General features: G+C 69.3%; 13 protein-coding genes. 7 read left to right on the top strand and 6 right to left on the bottom strand.

What is annotated here, in order from left to right; genetic code table 11:
* Positions 1 to 101: 101 nt before the first annotated feature.
* The 3 genes from IQ210_RS16325 to IQ210_RS16335 all read right to left on the bottom strand — a co-directional run bounded on the left by IQ210_RS16325 (position 102) and on the right by IQ210_RS16335 (position 3265).
* Positions 102 to 302 (bottom strand): CstA-like transporter-associated (seleno)protein, encoded by a 201-nt coding sequence (locus tag IQ210_RS16325; protein WP_194079739.1) that lies wholly within the window; start codon positions 300 to 302, stop codon positions 102 to 104.
* On the bottom strand, positions 274 to 2412 hold the full coding sequence (locus IQ210_RS16330; protein WP_194079740.1) for a carbon starvation CstA family protein: 2139 nt from the start codon (positions 2410 to 2412) through the stop codon (positions 274 to 276). Before IQ210_RS16330 ends, IQ210_RS16325 begins: the two co-directional genes overlap by 29 nt.
* Positions 2413 to 2500: 88 nt before the next feature.
* Positions 2501 to 3265, bottom strand: coding sequence for a GntR family transcriptional regulator (locus tag IQ210_RS16335; protein WP_079309601.1), 765 nt, complete (start codon positions 3263 to 3265; stop codon positions 2501 to 2503).
* A 308-nt stretch (positions 3266 to 3573) separates the two neighbouring features.
* Between IQ210_RS16335 and IQ210_RS16340 the strand changes: the two genes are divergently transcribed.
* The 4 genes from IQ210_RS16340 to IQ210_RS16355 all read left to right on the top strand — a co-directional run bounded on the left by IQ210_RS16340 (position 3574) and on the right by IQ210_RS16355 (position 8227).
* Complete coding sequence (locus IQ210_RS16340; RefSeq protein ID WP_194079741.1) at positions 3574 to 4851, top strand: extracellular solute-binding protein; 1278 nt, start codon at positions 3574 to 3576, stop codon at positions 4849 to 4851.
* 71 nt (positions 4852 to 4922) lie between these two features.
* The gene (locus IQ210_RS16345; RefSeq protein WP_194079742.1) at positions 4923 to 5903 is read left to right on the top strand and encodes a carbohydrate ABC transporter permease; all 981 of its coding nucleotides are present in this window, start codon (positions 4923 to 4925) and stop codon (positions 5901 to 5903) included.
* Positions 5900 to 6730, top strand: coding sequence for a carbohydrate ABC transporter permease (locus IQ210_RS16350; RefSeq protein ID WP_194079743.1), 831 nt, complete (start codon positions 5900 to 5902; stop codon positions 6728 to 6730). The genes IQ210_RS16345 and IQ210_RS16350 overlap by 4 nt, the downstream gene beginning before the upstream one ends.
* Before the next feature lie 9 nt (positions 6731 to 6739).
* Positions 6740 to 8227, top strand: coding sequence for a glycoside hydrolase family 3 protein (locus IQ210_RS16355; RefSeq protein ID WP_194079744.1), 1488 nt, complete (start codon positions 6740 to 6742; stop codon positions 8225 to 8227).
* A 71-nt stretch (positions 8228 to 8298) separates the two neighbouring features.
* Here the strand turns inward: IQ210_RS16355 and nagB are convergent, their stop codons facing one another.
* Positions 8299 to 9084, bottom strand: a complete 786-nt coding sequence (nagB, locus tag IQ210_RS16360) for a glucosamine-6-phosphate deaminase (protein WP_194079745.1) — start codon at positions 9082 to 9084, stop codon at positions 8299 to 8301.
* Between the two features lie 297 nt (positions 9085 to 9381).
* Here nagB and IQ210_RS16365 point away from each other — a divergent pair, with 297 nt between their 5' ends.
* Positions 9382 to 10458, top strand: a complete 1077-nt coding sequence (locus IQ210_RS16365; RefSeq protein ID WP_194079746.1) for an SIS domain-containing protein — start codon at positions 9382 to 9384, stop codon at positions 10456 to 10458.
* A 51-nt stretch (positions 10459 to 10509) separates the two neighbouring features.
* On the opposite strand, the gene IQ210_RS16370 is transcribed toward IQ210_RS16365, so the two are convergent.
* Entirely contained in the window at positions 10510 to 11262 is a 753-nt protein-coding gene (locus IQ210_RS16370) for an SDR family oxidoreductase (RefSeq protein ID WP_194079747.1), read from the bottom strand.
* A gap of 96 nt (positions 11263 to 11358) precedes the next feature.
* On the opposite strand from IQ210_RS16370, the gene IQ210_RS16375 reads away from it, so the two are divergent.
* Both IQ210_RS16375 and IQ210_RS16380 read left to right on the top strand, forming a co-directional pair.
* A complete protein-coding gene (locus IQ210_RS16375; RefSeq protein ID WP_194079748.1) occupies positions 11359 to 11988 on the top strand; it encodes a TetR/AcrR family transcriptional regulator in 630 nt (209 codons plus the stop codon).
* 442 nt (positions 11989 to 12430) lie between these two features.
* The gene (locus IQ210_RS16380) at positions 12431 to 13897 is read left to right on the top strand and encodes a sensor histidine kinase (protein WP_194080006.1); all 1467 of its coding nucleotides are present in this window, start codon (positions 12431 to 12433) and stop codon (positions 13895 to 13897) included.
* 200 nt (positions 13898 to 14097) lie between these two features.
* Here the strand turns inward: IQ210_RS16380 and IQ210_RS16385 are convergent, their stop codons facing one another.
* Positions 14098 to 14355: a WhiB family transcriptional regulator gene (locus IQ210_RS16385; RefSeq protein ID WP_006142322.1), complete on the bottom strand. Its 258-nt coding sequence runs from the start codon at positions 14353 to 14355 to the stop codon at positions 14098 to 14100.
* Positions 14356 to 14418: the final 63 nt, after the last annotated feature.

The raw sequence follows: 14418 nt of genomic DNA on the forward strand, positions 1-14418 counted from the left end.
CGCAGGCAATCTAGGTCACGGTGTGACAGGAGTGGAAGACCTCGTCCGCATATCGGTATGTCGATTCGGTGAAGGTCCGACATCGGTGTCAACAGCAGGGGTCAGCAGCAGCGGAAGCCCTGCCGTGGATCCTCTTCCTGCCGGTCCGTCCGCATCCGCTCGAACTCCCGCCGGGTCGGCACGTCCGCCTGCGGGTGGTCCCGGCGGACGTGCGTGACATAGCGGTCGTACGCCGACTCGTCGGTCAGCTCCCGCACGTACCAGCGCACACCCCTAACCGCCCGCCGGAGTGCCGACCTCATGGCGTGCCTCCTCCTTCTCCTCCCGGGTCGGGAACAGCCCGGCCGGGGCGACGAGTTTCGACTCGACGTACGGCGCCTCGCTCAGCGTCGAGAGGGCCGGGCGCCGTACATGCCGTACGCAGACCCGCAGCGCGTCGGCGATCACCACCACGATCAGCAGGGCGAGGACCGCGGTGAGGACGCCGTCGACCGTGGAGTTGGTGACCACGGTGTGCATGTCGTCCATGTTCTTGGCGGGCGGCAGGACTTCACCCCGGTCGATGGCGTCCTGGAAGACCGACCGCTGCTTGAAGAAGCCGACCTTGGGGTCGCTGGAGAACACCTTCTGCCAGCTCGCGGTCAGCGTGACGGTGGCGTCCCAGACGAGCGGGATGCCGGTGATCCAGGCCCACTTGAGGCGTCCGGACTTCACCAGCAGCGTGGTGCAGACGGCCAGGGCGACGGCGGCGAGCAGCTGGTTGGAGATGCCGAAGATCGGGAAGAGCTGGTTGATCCCGCCGAGCGGTTCGTGGACGCCCACCCAGAGGAAGTACCCCCACAGTCCGCACACGAGCGCGCTGGTGATGACCAGGCCGGGCTTCCAACTGATGTTCTTGAAGGGCTTGATGACATTGCCCAGCATGTCCTGGAGCATGAACCGGCCCACGCGGGTGCCGGCGTCCAGCGCGGTCAGGATGAACAGCGCCTCGAACATGATCGCGAAGTGGTACCAGAAGGCGCGCAGGCTCCCGCCGGTGACCTTGGAGAAGATCTCCGAGACGCCGATGGCGAGCGTGGGCGCACCGCCGGTGCGGGACAACAGGCTTGATTCCTCGACGCGTTCGGCGGCGCGGGCCAGGTCGTCGGGGGAGATCGAGTAGCCCCAGCCGGACACCACCCGGGACGCCTCCTGCACGGTGGTGCCGATGGCTCCCGAGGGCGCGTTCATCGCGAAGTACAGGCCCGGGTCGATGATGCTCGCCGCGACCAGGGCCATGATCGCCACCGACGACTCCATCAGCATGGAGCCGTAGCCGATCATGCGGACCTGCGTCTCCTTCTGGATCATCTTCGGCGTGGTGCCACTCGAAATGAGCGAGTGGAAGCCGGACAGAGCTCCGCAGGCGATGGTGATGAAGACGAAGGGGAACAACGACCCCGCGAAGACAGGGCCGTTGCCGCGCGAGGCGAAGTCCGTCACCGCGTCCATCTTCAGCGTGGGCAGCGCGATCACGACCCCCAGCGCCAGCAGGAGGATCGTGCCGATCTTCATGAAGGTGGAGAGGTAGTCGCGGGGCGCCAGGAGCATCCACACCGGCAGGATCGACGCGATGAAGCCGTACGCCACCAGCCAGACGACCAGCGTCGAGGGCGCGAGCGTGAAGGTGTCGGCCCAGGACGACTCCGCCACCCAGCGCCCGGCGATCAGTGCGAGCAGCAGCAGGGCCACGCCGATGAGCGAGACCTCGCTGACCCGGCCGGGCCGCAGGACGCGCAGATAGAAGCCCATGAGCAGGGCGATCGGGATCGTCATCGCGATGGAGAAGGTGCCCCAGGGCGACTGGGCGAGGGCGTTGACGATGACGAGCGCCAGCACCCCGAGCAGGATGATCATGATGGCGAAGGCGGCGATGAGGGCCGCCGCGCCGCCGAACGGGCCGATCTCCTCGCGGGCCATCTGGCCGAGGGAGCGTCCGTCGCGGCGGGTGGAGAAGAACAGCACCACCATGTCCTGGACGGCGCCGGCGAAGACGACGCCCGCGATGATCCAGATCGTGCCGGGCAAGTAGCCCATCTGCGCGGCCAGTACGGGGCCGACGAGCGGTCCGGCGCCGGCGATCGCCGCGAAGTGGTGGCCGAGGAGGACCCGTCGGTCGGTGGGGTGGAAGTCGATGCCGTTGTTCAGGCGCTCGGCCGGGGTGGCCCTGGTCCGGTCGACCTTGAGGACCTTGTACGCGATGAACTTCGCGTAGAAGCGGTAGGCGATGGCGTACGAGCCGAGGGCGGCCGCGACCATCCAGGCGGCGGAGACGTCCTCGCCGCGGGCGAGCGCGAGCACGGCCCAGCCGGTGGCTCCGACCAGCGCGACGAGGGTCCAGATGACGGTGGTTCGGACGTTCGCGGTACGCACAGGGCGGTCCTCCCGTCCATACGGAGACGGGAGGAACGTAGAGCAGGATGCGCGGTTGCGCTACACCGCGTGCACCAGTGCAAGGCCCTCAGTCCACGGGCCTCTTGAGCCGCGCCACGAACTTGTACCGGTCCCCCCGGTACACCGACCGCACCCATTCCACCGGCTCCCCGTCCTTGTCGAAGGAGTGGCGGGAGAGCATCAGCATCGGCAGGCCCACGTCGGTGCCGAGCAGGCCGGCCTCGCGCGGGGTGGCCAGCGAGGTCTCGATGGTCTCCTCGGCCTCGGCGAGATGGACGTCGTAGACCTCGGCCAACGCCGTGTAGAGGGACGTGTACTTGACCAGGGAGCGGCGCAGGGCCGGGAAGCGCTTGGCGCTGAGGTGCGTCGTCTCGATGGCCATCGGCTCGCCGTTCGCCATGCGCAGCCGCTCGATGCGCAGCACCCGGCCGCCGGCGGTGATGTCGAGGAGTTCGGCGAGGCGGTCGTCGGCGGTGATGTAGCCGATGTCGAGGAGCTGGGAGGTGGGTTCGAGGCCCTGGGCGCGCATGTCCTCGGTGTAAGAGGTGAGTTGCAGCGCCTGCGAGACCTTGGGCTTGGCGACGAACGTGCCCTTGCCCTGGATGCGTTCGAGGCGGCCCTCGACGACGAGTTCCTGGAGGGCCTGGCGCACGGTGGTGCGCGAGGTGTCGAACTCGGCCGCGAGCGTGCGCTCGGGCGGGACGGGGGTGCCGGGCGCCTGGGTCTCGGTCATGTCGAGCAGGTGCTTCTTCAGGCGGTAGTACTTGGGCACGCGCGCGGTACGGACGGTCGCCCCACCCTCGTTCTCCGCGCTGCTGACCTCGGTGCTCATGCCTCTGCCTTCCCGGCTCCGGATGCGGATCACATCGTGATCCCCTCTGTATACCGTCGCCGACTCTTTTGGTCTAGTCCATAGCCTCAAGTGGTCTAGTGGAAGACAGTACTCCGACAGCACTGTTTTCGCTGGCTTCTTACTTAAAGGTTCCTGCATATGTAGGTCGGATAACGGCTGGTCAGAGCCGGTTCGGACACCCTTGACAGGCCCCGTGGTCTGGTCCAAGCTCCCGGTACTGGTCTACACCATTGGTCCAGGGCCCCAGCTTCGTGGGCGGGGGGTGTGGGCATCCTGAGGAGGATGGCGTGAAGCGCAAGCTGATTACCGCGATCGGTGTCGCGGCCATGTTGGTCTCCGTCGCGGCGTGTGGGGGCGACGACGGCGACAGTGGTGACAAGGCGGGGGCGGACGGTTACGCCGGCCAGACCCTCACCGTCTGGGTCATGGACGGCTCCTCGCCGGACCAGTGGCAGAAGGACGTGCAGGCCGCCTTCGAGAAGAAGACCAAGGCCAAGGTCAAGTTCGAGATCCAGCAGTGGAACGGCATCCAGCAGAAGCTGACCACCGCCCTGTCCGAGGAGAACCCGCCGGACGTCTTCGAGATCGGCAACACCCAGACCCCGGCCTACGCCAAGACCGGCGGCCTCGCCGACCTCGCCGACCTCAAGTCGTCGATCGGCGCCGACTGGACCGAGTCCCTGAACAAGTCCTCCATCTACGACGGCAAGCAGTACGCGGCGCCCTGGTACTTCGCCAACCGCGTCGTCATCTACAACAAGAAGGTCTGGGCCGACGCCGGCATCAAGGACACCCCGAAGACCCGGGACGAGTTCTACGCCGACCTCAAGCAGATCGGCGAGAAGACCAAGGCCGAGCCGATCTACCTGCCCGGCCAGAACTGGTACCACTTCGTCGGTCTCACCATCGGTGAGGGCGCCGAGCTGGTGAAGAAGGACGGCGACAAGTACGTCTCCAACCTCGACGACCCGAAGGTCGCCGCCGCCATGGAGACCTACAAGAAGTTCCAGGCCCTGTCCAAGGCCCCCAAGGACAAGGACGAGGCCACCCCGCAGCAGGCCGAGGTCTTCGCCAAGGGCAACGTCGGTGCCTTCATCGGCATGGGCTGGGAGGCCGGCACGGCGATCGCCGCCAACAAGAAGATCGAGTCGGACATCGGCTACTTCACCATCCCCGGTGCCACGGCCGACAAGCCCGAGGGTGTCTTCCTCGGCGGCTCCAACCTCGCGGTCGCCGCGGGCAGCAAGAAGCAGGCGCTCGCCAACGAGTTCCTGAAGATCGCCCTGTCCGACAAGTACGAGGGCGAGCTGGCCAAGCTCAACGGCGTCATCCCGAACAAGGAGTCGCTGCAGACCAACCTGACGGGCAACGCCGTCGCCGAGGCCGCCGCGCCGGCCGCCGCCGGCGGTGGCACGACGCCGCTGATCCCGGAGTGGGCCGCGGTCGAGAACGCCCCCAACCCGGTCAAGACGTACATGACCGCCGTCCTCAACGGCAAGACGCCGGCCGAGGCCGCCAAGCAGGTCGAGAGCGAGTTCAACAAGCGCCTCGCCCAGCAGCAGTAAGGGCGACGGGGCGGGGGCCGGCCGACGGTCCCCGCCCCGCTTTCCGGTAGGTCGAGTAGAGAGACGCGAGCATGACCGTGCAGACCGAACGGCCGCCCTCCGGTCCGGTGGACGTGACGAAACCGGACCAGCGAGGGCCCGGTGAGCAGCGACCGGCGTCCCGCGCGGGCGCGCTCGCCCCGTACCTCCTGCTGCTGCCGGCCTGCGCGGCCACCGTGCTGCTGCTCGGCTGGCCGCTGCTGAAGGACCTTCTGCTGTCGTTCCAGAACCTCAACATGGGACAGCTGATCCAGCATGTCACCGAGTGGAACGGCATCGAGAACTACAAGCAGGCCCTGACCGGCGAGGACTTCTGGCGCGTCACCGGCCGCTCGATCCTGTTCACGGCCGTCAACGTCGTCCTGACCATGCTCCTCGGCGCCCTGGTCGGCCTGCTGCTGGCCCGCCTCGGCAAGCGGATGCGGGTCACCCTGATGGTCGGGCTCGTGCTGGCCTGGGCGATGCCCGTGGTCGCCGCGACCACCGTCTACCAGTGGCTCTTCGCCCAGCGCTTCGGCGTCGTCAACTGGGTCCTGGACAAGCTCGGTTGGCACTCCATGGCCGACTACAGCTGGACCAGCAGCCAGCTGTCGACGTTCTTCGTCGTGACCGTGCTGATCGTCTGGCAGTCGATCCCCTTCGTCGCGATCAACCTGTACGCCGCCACGACCACGATCCCCGGCGAGCTGTACGAGGCCGCGGCCCTGGACGGCGCGGGCGCCTGGAAGAGCTTCACCACCGTGACGCTCCCGTTCCTGCGCCCCTTCCTCTACGCCACGACCTTCCTGGAGGTCATCTGGATCTTCAAGGCGTTCGTGCAGGTCTTCACCATCAACGGCGGCGGCCCCGACCGGCTCACCGAGATCCTGCCCGTCTACGCCTACATCGAGGGCGTCGGCAACCAGCACTACGGCATGGGCGCCGCGATCGCCGTCCTGACCATCCTGATCCTGCTGGCCATCACCGCGTACTACCTGCGGATCGTGCTCAAGCAAGAGGAGGACGAGCTGTGAAGCGCTCGCTGTTCAGCCGCATCTGGCCCAACGCCACGGCCGTCATCCTGTTCATCGGCTTCGTCTTCCCCGTGTACTGGATGTTCGCCACGGCCTTCAAGCCGACCGGCGACATCATCTCGGAGAACCCGGTCTGGTTCCCGACCCACATCACCTTCGACCACTTCAAGACTGCGACGGGCGTCGACCACTTCTGGACCTACGTCACCAACTCGCTGATCGTCACGGTCTGCGCGGTCGTCCTGTCCCTCGCCGTCGCCCTGGCCGGCGCCTTCGCGCTCGCCCGGATGCGGTTCAAGGGCCGCCGGGGCTTCATCATCGGGTTCATGCTGGCCCAGATGGCGCCCTGGGAGGTCATGATCATCGCGATGTACATGATCGTGCGGGACGCGTCCATGCTGAACAGCCTGGTCCCGCTGACCGTCTTCTACATGATGATGATCCTGCCCTTCACGATCCTGACGCTGCGCGGCTTCGTCGCCGCGGTGCCCAAGGACCTGGAGGAGGCGGCGATGGTCGACGGCTGCACGCGCGCCCAGGCCTTCCGCAAGGTGATCCTGCCGCTGCTCGCCCCCGGCCTGATGTCCACCTCGCTCTTCGGCTTCATCACCGCCTGGAACGAGTTCCCGCTGGTCCTGGTCCTGAACAAGGAGGCGGAGGCGCAGACCCTGCCGCTGTGGCTGTCCAGCTTCCAGACCGCCTTCGGCGACGACTGGGGCGCGACCATGGCGGCGTCCTCCCTCTTCGCCGTCCCGATCCTGATCCTCTTCGTCTTCCTGCAGCGCAGGGCCGTCAATGGTCTGACGGCCGGCGCGGTGAAGGGATAACGCCACCCGATGACGACTTTCGCCAAGGGCACCGACACCCTCACGCGTGACGCGCTCACGGTCCTCCAGCCCGGCTTCACCGGCACCACCGCCCCCGACTGGCTGCTGCGCCGCCTCGGCGAGGGCCTGGCCTCGGTGGGCCTGTTCGGCCGCAACATCGCCTCGCCGGACCAACTCTCCGCACTCACCGCCCAGTTGCGCGCCGAACGCGACGACGTCCTGGTCGCCATCGACGAGGAGGGCGGCGACGTCACCCGCCTGGAGGTGCGGACCGGCTCCAGCTTCCCCGGCAACCACGCCCTGGGCGCGGTCGACGACGTCGACCTCACCCGCGAGGTCGCCTTCGAACTCGGCCGCCGCCTCGCCGCCTGCGGGGTGAACCTCAACTGGGCCCCGTCAGCCGACGTCAACTCCAACCCGTCGAACCCGGTGATCGGCGTCCGCTCCTTCGGCGCCTCCGCCGACCTGGTCGCCCGCCACACCGCCGCCTACGTCACCGGCCTCCAGTCGGCGGGCGTGGCGGCCTGCACCAAGCACTTCCCGGGCCACGGCGACACCGCGACCGACTCCCACCACGCCCTGCCCCGCATCGACGCGGATGCCTCGGTCCTGCCGGAGCGCGAACTCGCCCCGTTCCGCGCCGCGATCGCCGCCGGCAGCCGCGCGGTGATGAGCGCCCACATCCTGGTCCCGGCCCTGGACCCCGACCACCCGGCGACCCTGTCCCGCAAGGTCCTGACCGACCTGCTGCGCGGCGAACTCGGCTACGACGGCCTCATCGTCACCGACGGCATGGAGATGCAGGCCATCGCCGCCACCTACGGCATCGAGCACGGCAGCGTCCTCGCCATCGCGGCCGGCGCCGACGCGATCTGCGTGGGCGGCGGCCTCGCCGACGACGAGACCGTACGGCGTCTGCGCGACGCCCTGGTCTCGGCCGTCCGCGCCGGCGACCTCCCCGAGGAACGCCTCGCGGACGCCGCCGAACGCGTCCGCGCCCTCGCCCGCTGGACCGCGGCGGCGTCAGCGGCGGACGCCTCGGACACCGGCGACCCGGACGTCGGCCTGCGCGCGGCCCGCCGTGCCCTGACCCTCACCGGCGCCGAGGGCTTCACGCCGCTCACCGAGGCGCCGTTCGTCGCCGCCTTCACCCCGGTCGCGAACATCGCGGTCGGCGACGAGACCCCGTGGGGCGTGGCCGCGGAACTCACCCGCCTCCTCCCCGGCACCGACACCGGCAGCTTCGTCGGGGACGGGGCCGGCATGGCGGCCCTGGCCGCGGCGGGCCGCCGCCGCATCGTCGCCGTGGTCCGCGACGAGCACCGCCACCCCTGGATGACCTCGGCCCTCGACTCGGTCCTGCGCACCCGCCCGGACACGATCGTGGTCGAGATGGGCGTCCCCCAGGCCCCGCCCCGAGGCGCCCTCCACATCGCGACCCACGGCGCGGCCCGGGTCTGCGGACGGGCGGCGGCGGAGGTCATCGCGGGGGAGTAGGAAGTCGTACGACAGGACAGGCGCCGGTTCCCGGGAAGGGAACCGGCGCCTGAAGCGCTTCCGTGACGGGGTCAGATCCCCTGCCAGTCCGGCTTGTTGACGTACGTGTGCCGGAAGTAGTCCGCCAGCTTCAGCTTGGACGCGGCGCCCTCGTCGACGACGACGGTGGCATGCGGGTGGAGCTGGAGAGCCGACGCCGGGCACACCGCCGCGACGGGTCCCTCCACCGTCGCCGCCACTGCGTCCGCCTTGCCCTCACCGGTGGCCAGCAGCACCAGGTGCCGGGCCTCCAGGATCGTCCCGATGCCCTGCGTGATCACGTGGTGCGGGACCTGCTCGATGTCCCCGTCGAAGAACCGCGCGTTGTCGACCCGGGTCTGCTCGGTCAGCGTCTTGATCCGGGTCCGGGAGGCCAGCGAGGAGCACGGTTCGTTGAACCCGATGTGCCCGTCGGTCCCGATCCCGAGCAACTGCAGATCCACACCGCCGGCCGCCGCCAGCGCCGCGTCGTACGCCTCACAGGCGCCCGGGATGTCCTCGGCGGTCCCGTCCGGGCCCATGAACGCGTCCATCCCGATCCCGAGCGGCTCCAGCACCTCACGGCGCAGCACCGAACGGTACGACTCCGGATGCTCCGCCGGCAGCCCCACGTACTCGTCGAGCTGGGCGATCCGCGCCCGCGAGGCATCCACGGCACCGGACCGCACCTTGGCCGTCAGCGCCTGGTAGATGGGCAGCGGCGTCGAGCCGGTGGCCACCCCGAGCAGGGCGTCGGGCTTGCGCCGCAGGAGCTGCGCCATGGCCTCGGCGATGAGCTCGCCACCCGCCTTGGCGTCCGGGACGATGACAACTTCCACGCTGGGCCTGCCGATCTGAGAGACGGTCTGTGAGAGGGCTCGACTGGACCCGAAAAGGGCCATGTGGTTTAGACCAATCTAACAGAATCAGGCCAACGGGCCCAGGGGAAGAAGGGGCAGCCCGAGCCGCTGGAGACAAGCGCGGACGGCTCCCCACCAGCCGAACGCCGACCGTGCGTCACGCGGATGACAGGCGCCGTTCCGCCCGGGGGAGTGAAATGGGACTGCCGGTGCACTACCGGCGCCCAGCCGAACCCCTACACACCCCCGTACCTCACGCCCCGGGAGGCCCCCGCGATGACCGCCCCGACTCCACCCCAGGCCCCCCGGAACGACCTCCCCGGCCGGATCATGGCCCGTGAGATGGCAGAACAACCCGCCGTGCTGCGCCGCATCCTGGAGCAGGGCGCTCCCGGCATCCGGCAGACCGCCCAGGAGATCGCCGCCCGGCGGCCCCGCTTCGTGCTGCTCACCGCCCGCGGCACGTCCGACAACGCCGCCCTCTACGCCAAGTACCTCCTCGAGATCCGCCTCGGCCTGCCCTGCGGCCTCACCTCCATGTCCACGATCACCGCCTATGGTGCCCGTCCCGACCTCACCGACGTCCTCGTCGTCACCGTCAGCCAGTCCGGCGGCTCCCCGGACCTCGTGGCCTCGACCCGGGCCGCCCGCGAGGCCGGCGCGATCACCCTCGCCGTCACCAACAACCCCGACTCCCCGCTGGCCGGCGTCTCCGAGTACCACATCGACATCATGGCGGGACCGGAGAAGGCCCTCCCCGCGACCAAGACCTACACCGCCTCCCTCCTCGCGCTCTATCTCTTCGTCGAGGGACTGCGCGGCGGCGACGGCGCCCCCGCCAAGGTCCTGCCCGACCTCGCCGACCAACTCCTCGCCCGCCAGGACGAGATCCGCGCCCTCGCCTCCCGCTACCGCTTCGCCGAACGCATGGTCATCACCTCACGCGGCTACGGCTACCCCACCGCCAAGGAGGCCGCCCTCAAGCTGATGGAGACCAGCTACATCCCCGCCCTCTCCTACTCCGGCGCCGACCTGCTGCACGGCCCCCTCGCCATGGTCGACAACGTCTCCCCGGTCATCGCGGTCGTCACCGACGGCAAGGGCGGCGAGGCACTCCAGCCCGTCCTCGACCGGCTCCGCGGACGCGGCGCCGACCTGGTCGTCATCGGGCCCCGCGGCCAGGTCGAGCAGGCCTCGGCCGGCTTCGTCCTGCCGACCGAGGGCGTCGCGGAGGAACTCCAGCCCGTCCTGGAGATCATCCCGCTGCAACTGCTCGCCTACGAGGTCACCATTGCCCGAGGCCAGGACCCGGACGCGCCCCGCGCGCTGGCGAAGGTGACGGAGACGCGGTGAGCGTGGGCTGAGCAACGGCCGGAAGGACCGGACCGCAGGCCTGGCTCAGGCTTAGGTCAGCGAACCCCCAGTCGCATCTACCCAACTCCCCGTCACCCACCGCCCGCCCTCCGACGCCAGGAACGCCACCACGTCCGCCACGTCGGCGGTCTCGCCCACCCTGCCCAGCGCGGAGTACGCCGCCGCCTGCGCCCACGCCTCCTCGCTCGCGTGCAGCAGCTCATACGTGTTGTCGGTGGCGATGATGCCCGGGGCCACCGAGTTCACCGTGATGTTCCGGGGGCCCAGCACCTTGGACAGGTCGCGGGAGAAGACGTCCAGCGCGCCCTTCGTCATCGCGTACGCCATGTTGTTCGGCATGGCGGCGGTGCGGGCGAGCCCCGAGGAGATGTTGATGACGCGCCCGCCGTCCCGCAGCCGGGCCATGCCGTGCCGGACGACGAAGAACGGTGCCTTCACGTTCACGGCGAAGACCCGGTCGTACTCCGCCTCGTCTATCTCCTCGATCGGGCTGGACACCCCTATCCCGGCGTTGTTCACCAGGATGTCCACCCCGTCCGCATACCGGTCGAACTCCTCCCACAACGCCTCGGCGTCCCCGGGCGACCCCAGCTCCACCCCGATCGCGAACGCCGAGCCACCCGCCTCCTCGATCGCGGCGACCGTCTCCTTCGCCGCCGCCTCGTTCCTGCCGTAGTGCACGGCGACCCGCGCCCCGTCCCGGCCCAGCCGCTCGGCGATGCCTCGCCCGATGCCCCTGCTCGCCCCCGTGACGAGAGCCGTCCTGCCCGCAAGCACGCCCATGTCGGCGCCCCCTTCGTATTTCCCTAGCGGTCGCTACAGAAAGACCGTACAACAGCCCGCCGACGTTTCTCTAGCGCCCCCTATAGAATTCACCCCATGGAGCGCATCGAGGAGACGAACCCGCAGGTCAAGCAGGCCAAACCGCGTGGCCGCCCCCGCTCCTTCGACCGTGCCACCGCCCTGGAGAAGGCGATCCTCGCCTTCTGGGAGCACGGCTACGAGGCCACCTCCGTCTCCGACCTCACCCGGGTCATGGGCATCGGTGCCCCGAGCCTGTACGCCGCGTTCGGTGACAAGCGGGCCCTGTTCGAGGAGGTCGTTCTCGAGTACGGCAGGCGCTACGGCTCCTTCGGCGACCGCGCCCTCGCCGAGGAGCCCACCGCCCGGGCCGCCGTCGAGCGGATGCTGCGCGAGGCCGCCGTCGAGTACACCGCCCCGGGCCGCCCGCACGGCTGCCTCGTCATCCACGCGGCCACCAACTGCACCAGCGCCGAGGTGGAGGAGTCCCTGCGCGACCGGCGCAACGCCAACATCGCCGCCTTCGAGAGTCGTATCCGGGCGGACATCGCCGCGGGGGAGCTGCCGGCGGACACCGACGCCGCGGCCCTCGCCCGGCACGCGGGGGCGATGATCCAGGGCATGTCGCAACAGGCGCGGGACGGGGCGAGCCGGGAGGAACTGGAGGCGCTCGCGGAAATTGCCATGGCCATCTGGCCCCGCACATGAACCCACACGGGTTAGGCTGCGTGGTGGATGCTAGGGCGTCCCACTAGTTCTCCAGTACGGGTCGAGGCGCTCGCGGGACCCTCGGAGAACTGACAACAACAAACAGCCTCCAACGCATGGACACACCGAGTGGTCTAGTCCACAATGCGTAAAGAGAGTTGAAAACAGAACACGCAGACTTCCGCCCTCCCCGCACAGGAAGGCGGACCGAGGAACCGGTGCTCTCTGCCCTGACTGCCCCGGATCCTCATCCTTCGGCCGTCCGGGACCGCACACCCCGTGGCCGATATTGCTCCGGGCTGCGGTGCCGAGAGGGTTGAGGGTCCCTCTCAGGCGCCGCGGCCCGCGGGTGTTCCAGGACTGAGTCACAGGCCCCCCGGGCCAGGTCGGCTGATTTCCGGCCTTGTCCGTACCGCCAGGTACGCTCGCACACGTGCCCTCCATGAACGAACTGGTCCGCCAGCACACCGCCCTCGACGACTCCGACCTCGAGTGGCTCCATCTGCTGGTCTCGGAGTGGCAGCTGCTCTCCGACCTCTCCTTCGCCGACCTCGTCCTGTGGGTCCCCACCCGGGACGGCGCCCGCTATGTCTCGGTGGCCCAGATGCGGCCCAACACCGGCCCCACCTCCTACCAGGACGACATGGTCGGCCACCTCGTCCCGCGCGGCCGCCGCCCCCTCCTCGACGCCGCCCTCGACGAGGGCCGGATCGTGCGCGAGGGCGACCCGGAGTGGCGCGAGGAGGTCCCGGTGCGGGTCGAGTCGATCCCGGTACGACGGGACGGCCGCGTCCTCGGCGTCATCGCGCGCAACACCAACCTGCTCACCGTGCGCACCCCGAGCCGCCTCGAACTGACCTACCTCCAGAGCGCCTCGGACCTCGCCCAGATGATCGCGGCCGGCGCCTTCCCGTTCGCGAACCAGCAGATGGACATGGACGCCGCCCCGCGCGTCGGCGACGGCCTGATCCGCCTCGACGCGGACGGCATCGTCCAGTACGCCTCGCCGAACGCGCTGTCCGCGTACCACCGCCTCGGTCTCGCCTCCGACCTCGTCGGTCACCACCTCGGCAAGACCACCGCCGAACTCGCCCCGACCCGCGGCCCGGTGGACGAGGCGCTCGCCAAAGTGGCCAGCGGCTGGGCGCCGCGCGAGTTCGAGATCGAGTCCGGCGACGGGGTCATCCAGTTCAGGGCCATTCCGCTCAAGCCCAAGGGCACCCGTATCGGTTCCCTGGTCCTGCTCCGGGACGTCACCGAACTGCGGCGCCGCGAGCGCGAGTTGATCACCAAGGACGCCACCATCCGGGAGATCCACCACCGGGTGAAGAACAACCTCCAGACGGTCGCCGCCCTGCTCCGCCTCCAGGCCCGCCGCATCGAATCCGACCGCGGCCGCGAGGCGCTCGAAGAGGCGGTGCGCCGCGTCGGGTCGATCGCGATCGTGCACGAGACGCTGTCCCAGAACCTGGACGAGCGCGTGGAGTTCGACGAGATCGCCGACCGGGTCCTCGCCATGGTCGCCGAGATCTCGCCGGGCAAGGTGACCGGTCGGCGCACCGGCCGCTTCGGCATCCTCGACGCCGAGGTCGCCACCCCGCTGTCGATGGTGCTCACCGAAATTCTGCAGAACGCTTTGGAGCATGGCTTCCGCGAAGGCGACACCGGCACGGTCGAGGTCTCGGCGGTCCGCGGCGGCACGACGAAGGAGGCCCGCCTGCTCGTCACGGTCCAGGACGACGGGGTCGGCCTGCCCGAGGGCTTCGACCCGCACACCGCGGGCAACCTCGGCCTGCAGATCGTACGCACGCTGGTGGAGGGCGAGTTGGGCGGATCGTTCGACATGGTCCCGGCCCCGGAGCGCGGCACGCGGGTCATCCTCGACATCCCAGTGCGCGCCAACAAGTAAGACCGAAGCCGGCAACTAAGAGTGAAACAGCCTGTGTTCAGAACAGGCGCACAGCAAGAAGCCCCGGACCAGAATCGGTCCGGGGCTCGAATGCTCGTTGCCAGCTTGTGCTGCGCACCGGGGGTACTGCGCGCTGCGGCTCGGGGGCGGGAGATGCGTACTCGCTGTACGCGCCGCCAAGCTCAGGCGGGGTGGGTGTGTCAGGCAGAAGCCTGACGGGCCCGGTTGCGGGCGGCGCGGCGCTTCATCGCACGACGCTCGTCCTCGCTGAGACCACCCCAGACGCCGGAGTCCTGACCGGACTCGAGCGCCCACTGCAGACACTGATCCATAACGGGGCAGCGACGGCAGACGGCCTTGGCTTCCTCGATCTGCAGCAGCGCAGGACCGGTGTTGCCGATGGGGAAGAAGAGCTCGGGGTCTTCCTCGCGGCAAACGGCGTTGTGACGCCAGTCCATGGCTGCTACCTCTCCTTGGTATTACGTGCAAGTTGCTTGTGAATGTGAACGCTTTCACGAATC

The sequence above is a fragment of the Streptomyces justiciae genome (assembly GCF_015163075.1).
In the GTDB taxonomy this organism is placed as follows: domain Bacteria; phylum Actinomycetota; class Actinomycetes; order Streptomycetales; family Streptomycetaceae; genus Streptomyces; species Streptomyces justiciae.

What these genes read in the sequence shown, in the direction of transcription:
- IQ210_RS16325 (WP_194079739.1), bottom strand. Translation starts at nt 302, where the DNA reads ATGAGGTCGGCACTCCGGCGGGCGGTTAGGGGTGTGCGCTGGTACGTG.
- IQ210_RS16335 (WP_079309601.1), bottom strand. Translation starts at nt 3,265, where the DNA reads ATGAGCACCGAGGTCAGCAGCGCGGAGAACGAGGGTGGGGCGACCGTC.
- IQ210_RS16345 (WP_194079742.1), top strand. Translation starts at nt 4,923, where the DNA reads ATGACCGTGCAGACCGAACGGCCGCCCTCCGGTCCGGTGGACGTGACG.
- IQ210_RS16355 (WP_194079744.1), top strand. Translation starts at nt 6,740, where the DNA reads ATGACGACTTTCGCCAAGGGCACCGACACCCTCACGCGTGACGCGCTC.
- IQ210_RS16365 (WP_194079746.1), top strand. Translation starts at nt 9,382, where the DNA reads ATGACCGCCCCGACTCCACCCCAGGCCCCCCGGAACGACCTCCCCGGC.
- IQ210_RS16370 (WP_194079747.1), bottom strand. Translation starts at nt 11,262, where the DNA reads ATGGGCGTGCTTGCGGGCAGGACGGCTCTCGTCACGGGGGCGAGCAGG.
- IQ210_RS16375 (WP_194079748.1), top strand. Translation starts at nt 11,359, where the DNA reads ATGGAGCGCATCGAGGAGACGAACCCGCAGGTCAAGCAGGCCAAACCG.
- IQ210_RS16380 (WP_194080006.1), top strand. Translation starts at nt 12,431, where the DNA reads ATGAACGAACTGGTCCGCCAGCACACCGCCCTCGACGACTCCGACCTC.
- IQ210_RS16385 (WP_006142322.1), bottom strand. Translation starts at nt 14,355, where the DNA reads ATGGACTGGCGTCACAACGCCGTTTGCCGCGAGGAAGACCCCGAGCTC.